Source organism: Streptomyces sp. TLI_185 (genome assembly GCF_003814765.1).
GTDB lineage: Bacteria > Actinomycetota > Actinomycetes > Streptomycetales > Streptomycetaceae > Streptomyces.
This window is the reverse complement of sequence record NZ_RKRB01000001.1, coordinates 6,903,398-6,921,990: the sequence shown is the minus strand read 5'-3', so window position 1 is coordinate 6,921,990 and position 18,593 is coordinate 6,903,398. Positions and strand designations below refer to the sequence as shown.

General features: G+C 69.7%; 15 protein-coding genes. 9 read left to right on the top strand and 6 right to left on the bottom strand.

The features are described 5' to 3' along the window. The first annotated feature begins 367 nt into the window (after nt 1–367). Entirely contained in the window at nt 368–1,141 is a 774-nt protein-coding gene (locus EDD92_RS32105) for a helix-turn-helix transcriptional regulator (RefSeq protein WP_311736788.1), read from the top strand. 8 nt (nt 1,142–1,149) lie between these two features. After that, complete coding sequence (locus EDD92_RS32100) at nt 1,150–1,341, top strand: hypothetical protein (RefSeq protein WP_123967551.1); 192 nt, start codon at nt 1,150–1,152, stop codon at nt 1,339–1,341. A gap of 33 nt (nt 1,342–1,374) precedes the next feature. On the opposite strand, the gene EDD92_RS32095 is transcribed toward EDD92_RS32100, so the two are convergent. Beyond that, entirely contained in the window at nt 1,375–1,812 is a 438-nt protein-coding gene (locus EDD92_RS32095) for a PPOX class F420-dependent oxidoreductase (RefSeq protein ID WP_123967550.1), read from the bottom strand. A 280-nt stretch (nt 1,813–2,092) separates the two neighbouring features. Between EDD92_RS32095 and EDD92_RS32090 the strand changes: the two genes are divergently transcribed. The 3 genes from EDD92_RS32090 (at nt 2,093) to EDD92_RS32080 (ending at nt 5,045) form a co-directional block, all read left to right on the top strand. Further along, nucleotides 2,093–2,722, top strand: a complete 630-nt coding sequence (locus EDD92_RS32090; RefSeq protein WP_311736818.1) for an XRE family transcriptional regulator — start codon at nt 2,093–2,095, stop codon at nt 2,720–2,722. A 215-nt stretch (nt 2,723–2,937) separates the two neighbouring features. Then, nucleotides 2,938–4,131, top strand: a complete 1,194-nt coding sequence (locus EDD92_RS32085; protein ID WP_123967548.1) for an NAD(P)/FAD-dependent oxidoreductase — start codon at nt 2,938–2,940, stop codon at nt 4,129–4,131. After that, complete coding sequence (locus EDD92_RS32080; protein ID WP_123967547.1) at nt 4,128–5,045, top strand: RNA polymerase sigma-70 factor; 918 nt, start codon at nt 4,128–4,130, stop codon at nt 5,043–5,045. Before EDD92_RS32085 ends, EDD92_RS32080 begins: the two co-directional genes overlap by 4 nt. Before the next feature lie 165 nt (nt 5,046–5,210). Here the strand turns inward: EDD92_RS32080 and EDD92_RS32075 are convergent, their stop codons facing one another. Then, nucleotides 5,211–6,236, bottom strand: coding sequence for an ATP-dependent 6-phosphofructokinase (locus EDD92_RS32075; protein ID WP_123967546.1), 1,026 nt, complete (start codon nt 6,234–6,236; stop codon nt 5,211–5,213). A 251-nt stretch (nt 6,237–6,487) separates the two neighbouring features. On the opposite strand from EDD92_RS32075, the gene pta reads away from it, so the two are divergent. From pta to EDD92_RS32055, 4 genes are all read left to right on the top strand, one after another. Beyond that, a complete protein-coding gene (gene pta / locus EDD92_RS32070; RefSeq protein ID WP_123967545.1) occupies nt 6,488–8,578 on the top strand; it encodes a phosphate acetyltransferase in 2,091 nt (696 codons plus the stop codon). Then, entirely contained in the window at nt 8,575–9,780 is a 1,206-nt protein-coding gene (locus EDD92_RS32065; RefSeq protein WP_123967544.1) for an acetate kinase, read from the top strand. The genes pta and EDD92_RS32065 overlap by 4 nt, the downstream gene beginning before the upstream one ends. 140 nt (nt 9,781–9,920) lie before the next feature. Next, a complete protein-coding gene (gene pyk / locus EDD92_RS32060; RefSeq protein ID WP_123967543.1) occupies nt 9,921–11,351 on the top strand; it encodes a pyruvate kinase in 1,431 nt (476 codons plus the stop codon). Nucleotides 11,352–11,527: 176 nt separating this feature from the next. Continuing rightward, the gene (locus tag EDD92_RS32055; RefSeq protein ID WP_260326877.1) at nt 11,528–11,887 is read left to right on the top strand and encodes a hypothetical protein; all 360 of its coding nucleotides are present in this window, start codon (nt 11,528–11,530) and stop codon (nt 11,885–11,887) included. A 150-nt stretch (nt 11,888–12,037) separates the two neighbouring features. Here EDD92_RS32055 and EDD92_RS32050 read toward each other — a convergent pair whose 3' ends face one another. The 4 genes from EDD92_RS32050 to EDD92_RS32035 form a co-directional block, all read right to left on the bottom strand. Further along, nucleotides 12,038–12,541 carry a hypothetical protein gene (locus EDD92_RS32050; RefSeq protein ID WP_123967542.1) on the bottom strand — a complete coding sequence of 168 codons (504 nt, stop codon included), beginning with the start codon at nt 12,539–12,541 and terminating at the stop codon, nt 12,038–12,040. Next, nucleotides 12,531–16,211 carry a DUF4160 domain-containing protein gene (locus tag EDD92_RS32045; RefSeq protein WP_123967541.1) on the bottom strand — a complete coding sequence of 1,227 codons (3,681 nt, stop codon included), beginning with the start codon at nt 16,209–16,211 and terminating at the stop codon, nt 12,531–12,533. Before EDD92_RS32045 ends, EDD92_RS32050 begins: the two co-directional genes overlap by 11 nt. Nucleotides 16,212–16,650: 439 nt before the next feature. Continuing rightward, nucleotides 16,651–17,982 (bottom strand): hypothetical protein, encoded by a 1,332-nt coding sequence (locus tag EDD92_RS32040; protein WP_123967540.1) that lies wholly within the window; start codon nt 17,980–17,982, stop codon nt 16,651–16,653. Further along, a complete protein-coding gene (locus EDD92_RS32035) occupies nt 17,972–18,529 on the bottom strand; it encodes a DUF6114 domain-containing protein (RefSeq protein WP_123967539.1) in 558 nt (185 codons plus the stop codon). The genes EDD92_RS32040 and EDD92_RS32035 overlap by 11 nt, the downstream gene beginning before the upstream one ends. Nucleotides 18,530–18,593: the final 64 nt, after the last annotated feature.

Sequence of the window (18,593 nt, the reverse complement as noted above, 5' to 3'; positions counted from 1 at the left end):
AACTCCCTGAACTGAAGCGGACGTTCGACGACATGAGCACAGCGATGCGAACCGAACCGACAGCTGGACGGTGGCTTGTCTCCCTGGCGCGGACCCACCCCTCCCAGGGAAGGAGAATCCGGGCAGGCTCGCGCGATGCGCTTCCGACGACGTCGTTCCGTAAGCGGCGCATCACCGACTGTAGAGGAAATCGGGAGTACACGTACTACTCTCACCGAAGTTCCCGGTGGACCGACCGCCCGTCACCCCGGCAGACTGACCCCGTCACATGGCTGAACGGGAGGGGCGGATGCCGCCGAGGAGTACACCGACGGCGCGTCAGAGACGGCTCGGCACGGAATTGCGGAGGCTGCGAACGGCGGCCGGCATGACCACAGAGCATGCCGCCGGACTGCTCAACGTGCCCCGCACCAACGTCCCGAACATGGAATCCGGCCGCTCAGGAATCAGCCCCGACCGCGTCCGCACCCTCGCCCGGAACTACGGCTGCACGGACCAGGACCTCGTCGAGGCACTGGCCGCCATGGCCGCCGACCGGGACAAGGGCTGGTGGGAGGCGTACCGGGGCCAACTGCGCGACGACTTCCTGGACATCGCCGAGCTGGAGTGGCACGCAAAACGGCTGCGCCTCTCCGTGACCGTGCACCTGCCGGGACTCCTCCAGACCGAGGAACACGCGCGTGCCGTCTTCGACGCCGTGATCCCGCGCCTGCCCGCCGCCGACGTCGACATCCGCGTGGCGCACCGCATCGACCGCCAGCAGGTACTCGACCGCTCCGAGCCCCCGGCCCTCGACGCGATCGTCCACGAGGCCGCACTGCGTATGGAGTTCGGCGGACCGGCCGTGGCGCGGCGGCAGTTGGAGCACCTGCTGCACATGACCGAACGCGACACCGTGACCGTTCGGGTGATCCCGTTCAAGGCGGGCGGCTTCCCCGGCGCCGGGCAGTCCGTCATCTACGCCGAGTCGACGGTCCCCCAGCTCGACACCGTCGAACTCGACAGCACACACGGGCCGGAGTTCATCCACACGGAGGCGCAGCTCCGCAAGTACCGAGCCCAGCTCGACGCAGCATCGTCCGCGGCACTCAGCCCCGGCGCCTCGCGCGAGTTCATCCACACCCTTGCCGACGACCTCTAGGAGAAGCGATGCCGGACATCACCTGGGAAGAACCCTTCTGCGGCGAGGGAGCCAACTGCTTCCGCATAGGCACCGACCAATCCGGCAACGCCTACATAGCCCTCGCCGGCCAGGAAGACCACTACCTCACCGACACCCGCGAAGCCCTCCGCACCCTCATCCGCGACATCAAGGCCGGAAAAGCCGACCACCTGCTGTGAGTCCTCGGCCTCCAGCCGTCGCCCCCCAGCCCCCTACTCCGGCAGCACCCCCGCCCGGAACGGCTCCACCCCCACAACCCTCCGCACCCGCACCGGCTCGATCAACAACATCACCCGCTGCTCCCCGGGCAGCAGCCAGGGATACCGGTCCTCGCCGATGTACTTCCGCGCCAGCCGGTCCATGCCCCGCTCCGCCTCCTCGCCCTCCACGAACCGGACGACCCGCCCCCGGATCTCGGCCCGGTCGTAAGGGTTCTCGGGGTCATGATGAGACAGCGAGACGTTCGGATTGAGCCGCAGGTTGTCGATCTTCACGCGGCCGATCGACGTATTGACCATGGCGTACTCGTCTTCGATGTCCGCCCACATGGGCGAGACGTGCGGCATCCCGTCCGCGCCCACCGTGGCGAGGTGCCAGAAGTTCGGCGCCAGCAGACGCTCGCGAATATGCCCCTCGAGCTTGACGTTCACAAAGTCACCGGCCTTTCCCGCCGCCCGCCCGGACGGCTTCGCGCCATCCTCGCCAGCGCGCCCGCCCCGCCGACAGACGATCTTCGGCCACCCCGTACGGCCCGTACGCGTGGCCGAATCCGTACGTTCCTACAATCCGTGATCCTGGCCGAACAGACCGTAGTCACCGCGTCACGGCCCGCCTACGTTGTGGCCCGTGCACCAACGTCCAGCCCGCTCGAACCAGCCCGCCCCGCCCTTCGACGCCCCCGCCGCCCGCCGGCTCCGTACGGCCCTCAACATGGGCCCCGAACATGTCGCCTATGGCCTGCGTGTCTCGTACGGGCTGCCGTATGTCTCCCCGGATCTGGTCCTCGCCTGGGAGCGCGGTTCCATCTCCCCTTCCAGTCCGGAGCTCACCGCTCTCGCAGGCGTGTTGTGGTGTTCCCCCGGTGAGATCACCGGCCCGCCCCGCACCCTGCGCGAGCACCGCATAGCCCGCGGCCTCGCCCCGGAGGACGTCGCCCGCACCGTCGGCCTGGAGTTCCTCGCCTATATGCACATGGAGGAGCACAACGCCTGGCGCGGCAACGAGCGCCAGGCGGCCGCCCTCGCCGACCTCCTCGCCCTCTCGCTCCCGGACTTCGTCACCGTCACGGGGCGCGAGCCGAAACTGGCCGAGCTGCTGCGCAGTGCGGTGACCACGCGCTGGCAGGCGTACGTCCGCCCGGTGGCCAAAACCGTGCCCCTGGACCGGCACCTCCTGGAGGACGCCCTCCAGACGCTGCACCAGGACTACCAGGGGCAGATGGCCGCTTCGCTGAGCTGGGCCGACGGAAACGCGGCCGGCGACTCGAGTGACGCCGGCCGCGAGTTCCTGGAGCGGATCGTCGACCGCTTCTGGGCCACGATCCAGCACAACAGCAGCTGAAGGGGTCGGCTCCGGAAGTGCCCGCACGGAGCCGGTTCGATCATGGTTGAATGCTGCGCGTCGTGGCGCTCGGGGGGGTGCTGATGCTGCGCCCCTGCCCCCCTTTGCGATGTGATGCGGGTCACACCGACCTCACGTCACGAACGGAAGGGCAGCTTGCGTCTGGTGGTCGTCCGCACAGCGGGAACGACCGACACGAAAGAGGCAGCAGAGCGATGGACGCGACAGCAGCGCAGCAGCACGAGGTCCTGGTCCTGGGCGCGGGCTACGCCGGGCTCTCCGCGGCGATCCAGCTCGCGGCGCGCACCAGGAAGCGCGGGAACCTGCGAGTGACGCTGGTCAACCCCTACGACACTTTCACCGAGCGGCTCCGCCTGCACATGACTGCCACCGGCCAGGGGACCGCCGCGATGCACATCCCGGAGCTGCTGGACGGCACCGGCGCCGGCTTCGTACGCGGCTGGGTCACGGCCGTGGACACCGAGGCCAAGACCGTCCGGATCGACGACGACCGGGTCCTGCGCTACGACACCCTGGTCTACGGCCTCGGCAGCATCGCGGACACCGTCGCCGTCCCCGGCGTGGACGACCATGCCTACACCCTCAACAGCCCGGAGGACGCCGCCCTCCTCGCCGACCGACTGACCCGGCTCGACGGCGGGACCGTCGTGGTCGGCGGCAGCGGCCTCACCGGCGTCGAGGCCGCCGCGGAGATCGCCGAGCGGCACCCGCAGCTCCAGGTGGTGCTGCTGGGCCGGAACGAGCCGGGCGCGAGCATGCACCCGAAGGCCAAGGCCTACCTTGACGCGGCGCTCGCCCGGCTCGGCGTGCAGGTGCGCAGCGGTGTCGAGGTGGCCAAGGTGCTGCCGGACAGTGTCGAGCTCGCGGACGGCTCCGGCATCCCGGCGGCCGCGGTGCTGTGGACGAGTGGCACCCGCGTCTCGCCGCTGGCCGCCGCCGCCGGCCTGACCGTCGACGAGCGCGGCCGTGTGGTCACCGACAGCGCGCTGCGCTCGGTCTCCCACCCGGACGTCTACGCCGTGGGCGACGCGGCGGCGATCCGCCAGGGCTACGGCGTGATGCACGGGACCTGCCAGGGGGGCATGCCCACCGGCGTGCACGCGGCGCTCTCGATCCTGCGGGTGCTGGCCGGCAAGGAGCCCAAGCCCTTCCGCTTCGGCTACTACCACACACCCGTCAGCCTGGGCCGGAACGACGCCGTTGTGCAGTTCACCCGTCCCGATGACAGCCCGCGCCGGATCGTGCTGACAGGCATGCGGGCCGCGAAGTACAAGGAGACGGTCACCGCCGCGCCGTGGCCGACCTTCGCCCGCATGAAGAAGATGCCCGCCTCGGGCGCCCTCTGGCCGCACGGCGGCCGCTACACCCGGATCCGGAGCGCCAAGTGACCCAGCCGCAGCAGGTCGGCCCCGACCAGCTCGCCTTCCAGCAGTACCGCACCCTGCTCTTCTCCGTCGGCTACCGCATCCTCGGAACCGCCGCCGACGCCGAGGACGTGGTCCAGGACGCCTGGCTCAAGTGGTCGGCGGCCGACCGTTCCCAGGTCGCCGACCCCAAGGCATATCTGACCCGAATCGTCTCCAACCTGGCGATGGAGCGGCTTCGTTCGACCCGCCACCAGCGCGAGACCTATGTCGGGCCATGGCTACCCGAGCCGATCCTCACCGGCCCGGACACCGCCGACGGCGTCGCCGCGGCCGACTCGGTCTCCATGGCCCTGCTGGTCGTCCTGGAGACGCTGAGCCCCCTGGAGCGCGCGGTCTTCGTCTTGAAGGAGGTCTTCGCCTTCACTTACGCGGAGATCGCGGAGGCGGTGGAACGCTCGGAGCCGGCGGTCCGGCAGGCCGCGCACCGCGCCCGCGAGCACGTCCGGGCCCGCCGGCCCCGTTTCACGGCGGACCGCGCCCGCCAACGCGACGTGACCGAGCGTTTCTTCGCGGCGACGACGGGCGGGGACATCAACACCCTCATGGAACTGCTCTCCCCGGACGTGACCCTGTGGACCGACGGCGGCGGCAAGGTCCGCCAGGCCCTCAAGCCGGTCGTCGGCCTGGAGACCGTGGCCCGTTGGTTCGCCGGGCTCGGCACCGTGACCTACCAGGGCATCGAGCCCGCGCAGATGCGGGCGGAGCTCACCTGGATCAACGGCGGCCCGGGCGTGGTCTTCCGCGGCCCGGACCGCGTGATCGCCACGCTGACCTTCGACTTCGACCCGGAAGGCCGCATCTCGACCATCCACAACGTCGCCAACCCCGACAAGCTCCACGCCGTCGCCGACGGCACTCGGCACGAACTCTCCTGAGCCGCCCGATCGTTGACGAAGCCCTCCGGAAACCCCGTGAGTGTCCGGGTCTGCTGCCCCAGCACGGCCCGGGCCCAGGTGGAGCCGACAGGCACAGTCGAGGGCGTCCAAGCCCTGAGTGAGTCGACCACAGCTCTCGCCGAGGCGCGGCATACGGGCCCAGTCCTAGAAGACCGACTCCGCCTCGTCCATCCGGTCCTTCGGAACCGTCTTCAGCTCGGTCACCGCCTCCGCCAGCGGCACCATCACGATGTCCGTGCCGCGCAGAGCCGTCATCCGGCCGAACTCACCCCGGTGCGCCGCCTCCACCGCGTGCCAGCCGAAGCGGGTGGCGAGGACGCGGTCGTAGGCGGTGGGGACGCCGCCACGCTGCACATGGCCGAGGATGACCGGCTTGGCCTCCTTGCCGAGCCGCCGCTCCAGCTCGTACGCCAGTGCCGTACCGATGCCCTGGAAGCGCTCGTGGCCGAACTGGTCGATCTCGCCCTTGCCGTAGTCCATGGTGCCCTCGGCGGGGTGGGCGCCCTCCGCCACGCACACGACCGCGAACTTCTTGCCGCGGGAGAAGCGCTCCTCGACCATCTTGACGAGGTGGGCCGGGTCGAAGGGGCGCTCGGGGAGGCAGATGCCGTGCGCGCCGGCGGCCATGCCGGACTCCAGGGCGATCCAGCCCGCGTGCCGGCCCATGACCTCGACGACCATCACACGCTGGTGCGACTCGGCCGTCGTCTTCAGACGGTCCATCGCCTCCGTGGCGACCCCGACCGCGGTGTCGAAACCGAAGGTCCGGTCCGTGGACGAGATGTCGTTGTCGATCGTCTTCGGGACGCCGACCACCGGCAGGCCCGCGTCGCTGAGCATCCGGGCCGCGGTCAGCGTGCCCTCGCCGCCGATCGGGATCAGCGCGTCGATGCCGAAGTCACGGGCGATGTCGGCCGCGCTCTCGCAGGCCTCGCGCAGCCGGTCCCGCTCCAGCCGGGACGAGCCCAGGATCGTACCGCCGCGGGCCAGGATGCCGCCGACATCGTCGAGGTCGAGGGAGCGGTAGCGGCCGTCGAGCAGACCGGCGTAGCCGTCCTCGAAGCCGATGACCTCGTCGCCGTACTGGGCGACCGCTCGGTGCACGACCGACCGGATCACGGCGTTCAGGCCGGGGCAGTCGCCGCCTGCGGTGAGAACTCCGATGCGCATCGTGCTGTGTCTCCTGCTCGCTGTCGTTACCGGTGAGCCAGCCCGGTGGTTCCGGTGAGCCGGTCCGATTGTTTCATGCCCGACAGGACGATATCCGCTCTGCCGCCTATGACCCGATTGGCCCCATCGGGACGCCCGTCCCGCCCCCGATCCTGACGGGCGCCTTATCCAGCGTCAGGGGTATTGTCAAGAGGGTTCTGCTCACCTCGGTGGGCGATTTTTGTACCGGCGTAAGGAAACGGAGAGCACGCGTGACGCGCAGCGTGTACGTGACCGGGATCGACCGAGGAGACGGCCGTCAGGTCGTGGAGCTGGGGGTCATGGAGCTCCTGACCCGGCAGGTCGACCGGGTCGGGGTGTTCCGGCCGCTCGTCCACCACCAGCCCGACCGCCTGTTCGAGCTGCTCCGCGCCCGCTACCGGCTCTCCCAGGACCCGGCCACGGTCTACGGCATGGACTACCACGAGGCGTCCGCCCTGCAGGCGGAACGGGGGACGGACGAGCTGGTGTCCACCCTCGTCGAACGCTTCCTCCTCGTCGCGCGCGAGTACGAGGTCGTCCTCGTCCTGGGCACGGACTTCGCCGACACCCAGCTCCCCGACGAGCTCTCCTTCAACGCCCGGCTGGCGAACGAGTTCGGCGCGTCCGTGATCCCGGTCGTGGGCGGCCGGGGGCAGACCGCCGAGTCCGTGCTCGCCGAGACGCGCAACGCCTACCGCGCGTACGAGAACCTGGGCTGCGACGTCCTCGCCATGGTGACCAACCGGGTCACGCGCGACGACCGGGAGGAGATCGCGCAGAAGCTCGGCTCCCGCCTCCCCGTGCCGTGCTACGTCGTCCCGGACGAGCCCGCCCTCGCCGCCCCCACCGTCTCGCAGATCGGCCAGGCGCTCGGCGCCAAGGTCGTCCTCGGCGACGACTCGGGGCTGGCGCGCGACGCCCTGGACTTCGTCTTCGGCGGTGCCATGCTGCCGAACTTCCTGCCCGCCCTGACCCCGGGCTGTCTGGTCGTGACCCCCGGCGACCGCGCCGACCTGGTCGTCGGCTCGCTGGCCGCGCACAGCGCCGGCACCCCGCCGATAGCCGGCGTGCTGCTCACCCTGAACGAGGTGCCGAGCGACGAGATCCTCACCCTCGCCGCCCGCCTCGCCCCGGGCACCCCGGTGCTCTCGGTCGCCGGCAACAGCTTCCCGACCGCCGCCGAACTCTTCGCCCTGGAGGGGAAGTTGAACGCGGCGACGCCCAGGAAGGCCGAGACCGCGCTCGGACTCTTCGAGCGGTACGTCGACACCGGCGACCTCATCAAGCGGGTCTCCGCGCCCAGCAGCGACCGTCTCACCCCGATGATGTTCGAGCACAAGCTGCTCGAACAGGCCCGCTCCGACAAGCGCCGGGTCGTCCTCCCGGAAGGCGCCGAGGAGCGCGTCCTGCACGCCGCCGAGGTGCTGCTGCGCCGCGGGGTCTGCGACCTCACGCTGCTCGGCCCGGTCGAGCAGATCCGCAAGAAGGCCGCCGACCTCGGTATCGACCTCGGCGGGTGCGAGCTGATCGACCCCGCCACCAGCGAGCTGCGCGACTCCTTCGCCGAGAAGTACGCACAGTTCCGCGCCCACAAGGGCGTCACCGTGGAACTGGCGTACGACGTCGTCTCGGACGTCAACTACTTCGGCACGCTGATGGTCCAGGAGGGGCTCGCCGACGGCATGGTGTCGGGATCGGTGCACTCCACGGCCGCGACAATCCGCCCGGCCTTCGAGATCATCAAGACGAAGCCGGACGCCGACATCGTCTCGTCCGTCTTCTTCATGTGCCTCGCCGACAAGGTCCTCGTCTACGGCGACTGCGCCGTGAACCCCGACCCGAACGCCGAGCAGCTGGCCGACATCGCCATCCAGTCGGCCGCCACCGCCGAGCAGTTCGGCGTGGAGCCGCGGATCGCGATGCTGTCGTACTCGACGGGTACGTCCGGCTCGGGCGCCGACGTCGACAAGGTACGGGAGGCGACCGAGCTGGTCCGGGAGAGGCGTCCCGACCTGAAGATCGAGGGGCCGATCCAGTACGACGCCGCGGTGGAACCGACGGTCGCGGCGACCAAGCTGCCGGAGTCCGAAGTCGCCGGGCAGGCAACGGTTCTGATCTTCCCTGACCTCAATACAGGTAACAACACCTACAAGGCCGTGCAGCGTTCGGCCGGCGCGATCGCCGTCGGACCGGTGCTGCAGGGTCTGCGCAAACCGGTCAACGACCTGTCCCGGGGCGCGCTTGTCTCGGACATCGTCAACACCGTCGCCATCACCGCCATACAGGCCCAGCACCCGAACGAGAAGGCGTCCGCACAGTGAGCCCGACCCGTGTCCTCGTCCTCAACTCCGGTTCCTCGTCGGTGAAGTACCAGCTGCTCGACATGCGGGACAGCAGCCGGCTCGCCGTGGGCCTCGTCGAGCGGATCGGCGAGGAGACCTCACGGCTGAAGCACACGCCCCTCGCGAGCGGCGGCGCGTCCCGGGAGTGGAGCGGGCAGATCGCCGACCACGAGGCCGCCCTGAAGGCCGTCTCGGAGGAGCTGGCGAAGGACGGGCTGGGGCTGGACTCCCCCGAGCTCGCCGCGATCGGGCACCGGGTCGTGCACGGCGGGAAGTCCTTCACCGAGCCGACCGTGATCGACGGCGCCGTGCTCGCCGAGATCGAGCGGCTGATACCGGTGGCGCCCCTGCACAACCCGGCCAACCTGACGGGCATCCGTACGGCACAGGCCCTGCGTCCCGATCTCCCCCAGGTCGCCGTCTTCGACACCGCGTTCCACACGACGATGCCGGAGTCGGCCGCCCGCTACGCGATCGACGTGAAGACCGCCGACGAGCACCGGATCCGGCGGTACGGCTTCCACGGCACCTCGCACGCGTACGTGTCCCGGGCCACCGCCGAGCTGCTCGGGAAGGCCCCCGAGGAGGTCAACGTCATCGTGCTGCACCTCGGCAACGGGGCGTCCGCGTCTGCCGTACGGGGCGGGAAGTGCGTGGACACCTCCATGGGGCTGACGCCTTTGGAGGGACTCGTGATGGGTACGCGATCCGGGGACATGGATCCGGCCGTCATCTTCCATTTGATGCGTGTTGGCGAAATGTCCACGGACGAGATCGACACTCTTCTCAACAAGAAGAGCGGGTTGATCGGGCTGTGCGGTGACAACGACATGCGGGAGATCCGTCGCCGGGTCGACGAAGGTGACGAAGAGGCACAGCTCGCCTTCGACATCTACATTCACCGGCTGAAGAAGTACATCGGCGCCTATTACGCCGTACTCGGCCGGGTGGACGCGGTCGCCTTCACGGCGGGGGTCGGGGAGAACGCGAGTCCGGTGCGGGAGGCTGCCGTTGCGGGCCTTCAGGAGCTGGGCCTGGCGGTGGACAGCGAGCTGAACGCCGTACGCAGTGACGAACCGCGGCTGATCTCGCCCGCGCAGGCGCGCGTGGCGGTCGCCGTGGTGCCGACCGACGAGGAACTGGAGATCGCCACACAGACCTATGCACTGGTCGGGCAGTAACGATATGCGGCTTCGTCGCATGACCGGCTGAAGAACCCCGAGGAATACACCGCAGTAACACGCCTGAGCGCGGACCCGCCCATTTGTATCTTCCGCCAGACGGAATATTCCGCGGCGAAACAAACCGATAGGATCGCCCCATGCGCCGTTCGAAAATCGTCTGTACTCTCGGCCCCGCGGTCGACTCCCACGAAATGCTGGTCTCGATGATCGAGGCCGGAATGAACGTGGCCAGGTTCAACTTCAGCCACGGCACCCACGCCGAGCACCAGGGGCGGTACGACCGCGTCCGGGCCGCCTCCAAGGAGACCGGCCGTGCCATCGGTGTCCTCGCCGACCTGCAGGGTCCGAAGATCCGTCTGGAGACCTTCGCGGAAGGCCCGGTCGAGCTCGAGCGCGGTGACGAGTTCGTCATCACCATCGAGGACGTCCCGGGCGACAAGTCCATCTGCGGTACGACGTACAAGGGCCTGCCCGGTGACGTCGACCGCGGCGACCAGATCCTGATCAACGACGGCAACGTCGAGCTGAAGGTCCTGGACGTCGAGGGCCCCCGGGTCAAGACGATCGTCATCGAGGGCGGTGTCGTCTCCGACCACAAGGGCATCAACCTGCCCGGCGCGGCCGTGAACGTCCCGGCGCTGAGCGAGAAGGACGTCGAGGACCTCCGTTTCGCCCTCCGCATGGGCTGCGACATGGTCGCGCTGTCCTTCGTCCGGGACGCCAAGGACGTGGACGACGTCCACCGGGTGATGGACGAGGAGGGCCGTCGCGTCCCCGTCATCGCCAAGGTGGAGAAGCCGCAGGCGGTCGACAACATGGAGGCCGTCGTGATGGCGTTCGACGCCATCATGGTCGCCCGTGGTGACCTGGCCGTCGAGTACCCGCTCGAGAAGGTCCCCATGGTGCAGAAGCGCCTCATCGAGCTGTGCCGCCGCAACGCCAAGCCGGTGATCGTGGCGACCCAGATGATGGAGTCGATGATCACCAACTCCCGTCCCACGCGCGCCGAGGCCTCCGACGTCGCCAACGCGATCCTGGACGGCGCGGACGCGGTCATGCTGTCCGCGGAGTCCAGCGTGGGCGCCTACCCGGTCGAGACCGTGAAGACGATGTCGAAGATCGTCGCCGCGGCCGAGCAGGAGCTGATGAGCAAGGGCCTGCAGCCGCTGGTGCCGGGCAAGAAGCCGCGTACGCAGGGTGGTTCGGTCGCACGCGCCGCGTGCGAGATCGCGGACTTCCTGGGCGGCCGGGGCCTGGTGGCCTTCACGCAGTCCGGTGACACGGCCCGCCGGCTGTCGCGCTACCGCGCCCAGCAGCCGATCATCGCGTTCACCACCGACGAGAACACCCGCAACCAGCTCACCCTCAGCTGGGGCGTCGAGTCGCACGTGGTGCCGTTCGTGAACACCACGGACGAGATGGTCGACATGGTCGACCAGGAGATCGCCAAGATCAACCGCTTCAACCCGGGCGAGATCGTCATCATCACCGCCGGCTCGCCCCCCGGCGTCCCCGGCACCACCAACATGCTCCGCGTCCACCACATCGCGGGCGGCGGCACCAACTGACGAGCCCGCAAAGGCTCTTGTGCGGCATAGAGGGCGCCCTCCGCTGAGTGACAGCCGGGGGGCGCCCTCAGTCGGCGCACGGCTCTTCTTCCGCAAGGTCGACGGCGGCTTCAGGATCGTCGGTAAGTCCGACAAGCCGAACGAGTCGGATGTCATCAAGGAGTTGCTGAAGATCTATGGCTCATGAGCCACTGGTGACCGTGGAGACGGCCGACTTCTCCGTCACGTATGTACTCGCCCTGGATGACGATCCCGAAACCGTCGAAGACGTCGACGCGATCATCCGTGCCCGTGACAGTAAGAAGGGGTGGACCGCGACCTGCATGACTCCTCGGATGATCGCCGAGGAGATGGACCACCGGTCCACCACCGGCGAGTGCGCCGGCGGTCTGTACCTGCGGATCCCTGACATCGTGATCGTCCGTGAAGGCGGCCTGGACGCCATGACCAGAGCCCTGGTCGACCTCTTTGGCAGATACGGCATGGACACCGATGTCCTGCCGTGCTTCGAGGACGACGAGGACGAGGACGACTGACCTCAGGTACCCGCCCCACCGAGCCCCGGCGGAAGGCACCCCCTCCCGCCGGGGCCCCGGCTCAGCGGCTCCAAGCCACCGGCCCGTAAAGGCGGTTGTACGGCACTGAGGGCGCCCTCTGCGACAGGGGGCGCCCTCTTCCTTGTGCGCTCAGCGGTGCCGGAGGGCATCCACGGCAGCCTGCCTGATCCTCTTGGTCCGGCCTTTTCGGGAGACGACACGCAGGACATCCTGGTCGGCGGTCGCTCCGACCGCTCTCCCTTGAAGCCAGTCGGACCAGCCGTCGATGAGATCGTCGACGGCCGCTGCCGGCACGGCGCCCTGCTCAAGCGATTCCAGGACCCCGAGGTCCCGCGCCCGTCGGGCCGAGAAGCCGCGCACCGCCGGCGGGAGGATCCCTACCCATCGCTCGCGCTCGTCCCCCGGAACGCGTTCCAGTACGTCCCCGACGACTCCGGATGCCAGAGGGCCGTCCGGCTCCAGGGACACCGCGTCGAACAGGAACGGCAGTGCGGCGGGGGTGTCCATCGCCGCACGGTAGAGGGCCCAGCGGTCGTGACCGTCGGCGTACGAGGCATCGTCCTCGTATCGGCCGACAGCCCGGGCGAGGTGCCGCAGCGCCTCGCCCAGAGCCGGGGAGGGATCAGCAGCCACGCGCCTTGAACCTTTCCATGGCGACTCGGATGTTCTCCCTGATCGTACGGATGTTCTCGGTGACCACGGACTGCTGGTGCCTGGTCAGTTCCGGGTCACCGGCCAACGGCTTGCCGTTCTGGCCGATCCGGACCTCCGCGCCCTTGCCCTTCACGTGCGCGTGCGGCGGTGCGTGGTCGTTCGAGTAGATCTGGATCTTCACTCCGTCCTGGTTCACGATCGTACCGACCCCCGGGAAGTCCGAGCCCTCCGCAGCCGGTGCGGAGGCAGCCCCCACGATCAGGCCCTTGGCGGACGGCGCCGCCAGAACCTTGGGCTTGACCGGACAGGTCTTCACCTTCCCCTCGCGGATGTCCTTGATGAGGGCCCGCATCTTCTCGAGCGTCCGCTTGGCCGTCACCGACTTCTCCAGGAAGCCGGTGACGCGCGTGCCGATGCGTACGAGTGCCTTCGCCACCGCGGGGAACTTCGTGACGGGAATCGCCACACCGACAGCGTCCACCAGGGTCCACAGGCAGCTTTCGACATCGCCCTCGGTGAAGCACCGCTTGATGTCGTTCACGCCGATGTACTCGAGGATGATCTCGGCGCCGTTGGCCTTGATCCAGTCCAGCACTCCCTGCCCGGCGAGTGCTCTGGCCTCCCGGAACTCCTCGACGCACTCCGGTCCGCAGCCGTCCAGGAGCAGCGACTCCTCATCGGCCGTGAGATCGGAACCGGCGCCGGAGCCGTTCTCCTCCAGCAAGGCCTGGGCGGCCTTCCGTTCCCGCTCCCTCTCCTCCTCCTCGGCGCGGGTGGCGGCCGCGTCCGCCTCCTTCGCCGAGTTGTCCGCGTTGGACGCCGCCTTCTCGGCCTTGACGGCGTCGGACTCGGCCTGGGTGGCGGCCCGGCCGGCCGCGGCTGAGTCGGACTCGGCCGTAGTAGCCGCGGAGCGGGCACCTGCGGCGTCCCTCTCGGCCTCCGTGGCGTCGCGGTCGGCCTGGGCCGCCGCCGATTCGGCCTCGTTCGCGGCGAAGTTCGCGTAGAAAGCGTCGGTGCCCGCCTGCTGGTCGTACTTCTGGGCGTTCGCGTCGGCCTTCCTCGCAGCTGCCGCGTCCGTCGCGGCGGCGGTGGCGGAAGCGTTGGCCGCAGCGGCGGAGTTGACCGCCTGGACCGCGAAGTCCGCGGCGTCGGCCGCCGCCTGGAGGGCGATCTTCGCGTCGCCGGCGGCCTTCTCGGCGAGCGCCTTGGCCTGTGCCGCCGCCTTCTTCGCCTCGTCCGACTTGGCCTTGGCCGCGGTGGCCTGCTGCTCCGCGAGCGTCTTGGAGGTCTGCCCGATCAGCACCGCGTACGCCGCCGAGGTGTCGCTCTCGCGGTACGGGGAGCCGATGGTGATCGCCTCGTCGGCCGCCTTGGTCACCGCGGTCGCGGCGTCCCGGGATGCCTGGGCGTACTGGGCCGTGGCGAGGGCGTACCCGGCGGTCTTGGCCGACCACGCGGCCGTCTTCGCCGCCTCGGCCACCGCCGCGGTGGCCTCCTTGCGCGCGGTGACCGCCGCCGCCTGGGCCTTCTTGGCCTCGGCATCCGCCTTCTTGGCGTTGTCCTTCGCGGCCGCGGCCGCGTCGATGGCCTCGGCTGCCGCGGCATGCGCGGTGGCGGCTGCCGCGTGCGTCTTCGCGTACGCGGCCTGGGCCGCCTCGGCGGCGGACCGGGAACGCTCGGCCGCGCCCTGCGCACGGGTCGCCGCCGCGCGGGCGTTGACCGCCGCCGTGGTCGCCTCGTTCGCCGCGGTACGGGCCCGGGTCGCCGCGCCCGCCGCTTCGGTGGCGGCGGAACGTGCCTCCGTGGCCGCCTGCCGGGTCTCGGCCGCGGCCGCGGTGCCCTCGGCAGCAGCGGCGGCGGATTCCAGCGCGGCCGCCCGGGAAGCGGTGGCGTTCTTCTCGTGCTCGGCCTTGACCGCCTCGTTGCGGGCCTTGTAGGCGCGCAGTTCGGCACCCTCCGCCGCCGCCAGCTTCTCCGCCGCCGTCGAACCCGCGGTCTCCGCGTCCGTACGGGCCGTCCTGGCCTTGTCCGCCTCGCCCCGCGCCCGCTCCTCGGCGGCACTGGCCTTGGCACGCTCACTCGCAGCGGTGTCGCGCTCGCGCTCGGCGGTGGCCTTCTCGGCCTCCGCGATGCCGCGCTGCCGCTTTGCCTCGGCGGCCTGGTCCTTGGCCGTCTGCTCCGCCTTCTCGGCGGTCGCACGGGCGTTCTTCGCGGTGGTGGCGTTGGCCGCGGCCTCGGTGGCCAACTTGGCCGCGGAGTCGGCTGCCGCCTTGGCCTGCGCCTTCGCCTCCAGCGCCGCCGTCTTGCGGAACTCCGTGTTCAGTGCGTGCGCCTGGGTCTTCGCCAGCGCCAGCAGGGTCTGGGAGTCGGCCACCGTGGCCTTCGCCGCGTTCGACGCCGTCAGCGTGGCCTTCGCCGCCGCCTGGGTTGCCGCGGCCGAGGCCTTGGCGACCTGCACCGACTGCTGCGCGTACAGCAGGCCCCGGCCGCGCGGCAGCTTCGCGGCGTCGGCGATCGCCCACGCCTTGGTCTGCTGGGTTCCCGCGGTGTCCGCGGCCGTCTTGGCCCGGCCGGCCGCCGCGTCCGCCACCGCCACCTGGGCCGCGGCCTTGGACTTCGCCGCGTTCAGGTCCGTCGTGGCCTTGGTGAACTCGGCCTTCGTCGGGTAGTCGATGGAGTCCTTGTGCGCGGCCCAGTACTTCTGCCAGTACAGGATCTGGTCCGCCTGCCACGCCTGCCGTACCGCCTCGATCATCGCCGCAGTGGCGGCCCGGGTCTCCTTCGCCGCAGCGGCCTCGGCGCCGACGATCGCCTTGCGCTGCTCGGACTGGCCGGAATACTCCGCCTCCCACTCCGAGTACGCCTGCACGACCGGCCCGGTCAGCACCCGGTAGTGGTCGATCGGGTTGTTGCTGTCACAGGCCGCCCAGGCCGTCTTCAGCGCCTCGACCTCGGTACGGAACTCCAGCGAGTCCGGCTCGGGGGCCTTGGTCGGAAAGCCACCGAAGCGCAGGAAGGTCGCGACGTCGTTGGCCGAGGAGTAGCCCAGGTTGCTCGTGTCGAGCAGTTCCTTACCGGCGACGTCCTTGTACGCGGCAGCCCACTCGTCGCCGCCGGTGTCGAACGCGTCGAGCACCTTCTTGGCCTGGTTCAACGAGGCCTGGCCGGGCCTCGGTGTCGGGTTCTCCCACGTCCTGTCGTACAGGTCCTGCTGGGGGCCGAGGGTGAAGGCGACGATGTCCTTGCCGAAGTCGGGCGCGAAGTAGTCTCGCCCGCCGGAGGAGTTCACCGCGGCATAGGGCTTGTTGGCGGCGTTCAGCTTGTCCTGGCGGTCCCGGTAGGTCTGCAGGTCGGCCAGGCTCGCGTCCTTGTCCCGCCGGTGGGCATCGCCGAGTTCGCCGAACGTCCAGTTCGCCACGATCGTGCGCAGGTCGGCGTCGGTGCCGGCGAGTTTGGTCGCCGCGTACGTCTTCATCTCGGGCCCGCCGAAGTGCACGGCCCGCGCCACCTGGCATCGGTCCTTGCGGGCCTGGGCGCCGAGGCTGATGCGGAGGGTGCGTTCGTGCGGATTGGCTGGGTTGTCCCCCGGTTCGTCGGCGGCCGCGGGGGCCGTGGAGACGAGACCGCCGAGCACGGCCGTCGCGGTCACCAGCGCGACTGCCGCGAACTTCCTTCGTGCACGCCCTCTCGGGAAAGGTCTGTGGGGTCTTCTTCGTGTCGTTCGCACGTCTGCCTGCCTGGATGGTCAGTCCGAATGGTCGGTCTCGTCCGCGCGGGAAGAAGGCACACCAAAGCGTCGGCGGTGCCCGGCCGGTGGTCATGCCGTTTCGGACCCGCCATGCGAGAAAGTCAGGAAATGAAGAGATCCCCGTCTGTATCGCGTGTGGTCAACACGCGCCCCCGCGCCCCTCCCCAGGGGACGCGATCATCATGGCATCGAGAAAGATTTTACGAAACCCTGGATCGCTTTTGAATTCGACTGAGGGGCCCGCGTCGCACGGCAGGACCGGCACAACTGTGCCCCCGCCGGGTCAACGCCTGGCGGGGGCACAGTCTTTTGCGGCTCCCGAACGGGTCTGTGACGGCGCTCAGCCGGTTCCGTCGGTCGTGTAGACGTGCATACCGGGCACGTGCAGGGTGCCACCGAACTGAGCGGCCTGGACGACCTTCACGTTGGTGAAGTAGATCTCCGGGAGGTTCAGCGGAGGCGGGCTGTCCGGGGTGAACGTGAGCGGGATCAGACCGAGCAGGTTCCCGGAGATGGACTCCGTGTACATCGTCGTCGGGCCGCCGGTGATCTTGGACGTCGTACCCCGCCCGGCCTGCACGTGGTAGGTCTTGTTGATGTCGTGGTCCTTGACCGTCTGGTGCAGGTCGCCGATGTCGGTGCCGCCGGAGATGACGTACTTCAGCACCCTCTTGATGGTGCCGTTGGCCGTCCTCACCTTGACGATGCCCTGGTAGTCGGCACCCTTCAGCGTCAGCGAGCTGGCGTTCAGGTACCAGGGGTCGTCCGCCACCGGCACCTTGTTGTCGACGCCGCCCGTGTCGTCCGTGGCGGCCGGGCAGTTCTCCGCATCCGTGGACGAGCTCGGCGAGGGGCTGGCAGAGGTGGCCGAATCGGCCGCCTTCTGGGCCGCCTTGGTGGCCTCCTCGACCGTCTTGGTCGCCTTGTCGGTCGTGTCCTTCACGGTGTTGTTCACCGTGTCGGTGACCTTCTTGGTCGTGTCCTTGAGGGTGTCCGAGGCGCTTGTGTCCGAGGACGACGAGTCCGTGCTCGTGCTCGTGCTCGCCGAGGCGGACGGCGTGGGCGTCGGGCTCGCGCTCGACGTCGAACTGTCGCTGCCGCCGGTGAAGATGCCGGTGATCGCGTCGCCCAGGTCGCCCAGCAGGCCGCCACCGCTGCTCGCGGACGCCGAGGGGCTCGGCGTGGCGGTGTCGCTGCTCGACGTGTCCTTGCTCGAGCTGTCCGAGGGGGACGGCGTGGGCGTGGCCTTGTCGCCGGAACCTGAATCCGACGAAGAGGTCTTGCCCGAGTCCGAGGAGTCCTTGGACGTGCCCGCGGAGGACGAGGGCGAGGGCGTCGCCTTGTCGGTCGTGTCACCGGAGCTTGCCGAGGCGGACGGCGACGGCGAGGCCGAAGCGTCGTCGCCCAGCGCGGTCACACAGTCCTTGTACTCGTCCGCGGTCAGGCTCTTCGACGACGGCGACGGGGTGCCACTGCTGGCGGCGAGCGCGAGCGACGACGTGAACCCCATTCCCATGAGGACTGCCGTGGGCATCGCCACCGTGGCTATCGCCTTGCCCGCCGGCATGTGGAACCTGGTGAACAGCGGCTTCCTGGGGGCCGCATGGCGCGGCCCGGTTCTCACACGGGACTCGTCCACATCAGTCCCGTGGGTCACCTCGTCAGCCGGCACTGTGCCTCCCGTTCGCCCCGTTCGCCGGGCTCGTTCCTGACAGATCGTTCGGCTCGCCCACCACGGGCTTGAGGATCGTGGTGTCCGTGTCCATCGCCTGAGGGGCGCCGCCCGCTCCCGGCGCGTACTCCTGCGCCGCCTCGGCCGGCGGCTCGCCCGGCGACCAGGCCACGGCCATCGCCCCGCCGACCAGGGCGAGCAGGAAGCCCATCAGGAAGCCGCCGAGGTTGGACACGGGAATCGACACCAGCCCCAGCAGAATCGCCGCGACGCCCGCGAAGGTACGCACGTGCTTCTGGAACCAGAGGCTGAAGCCCAGGACGATCAGCAGCACGCCGATGATCAGGGACCCGGCCCCCGCGGTGGTGGACATCGCCAGTGTCAGATGCCCCACCTGCAGGTGGGCGTACGGGAAGTAGGCGATGGGGAGTCCGCCGAGCATGACGAACAGACCGGCCCAGAACGGCCGGGTGCCCCGCCAGGCGCGGAACTGCGCCCTCCGGCGACTGAACTGGCCGGCGGGTACGGCAGGAGTCTCGGCGCTCATGGAAAACAGCTCCCTGGTGCGGCTTTGCTGTGGTGATGGTGCTGTGGTGGTGAGTTGCAGTACG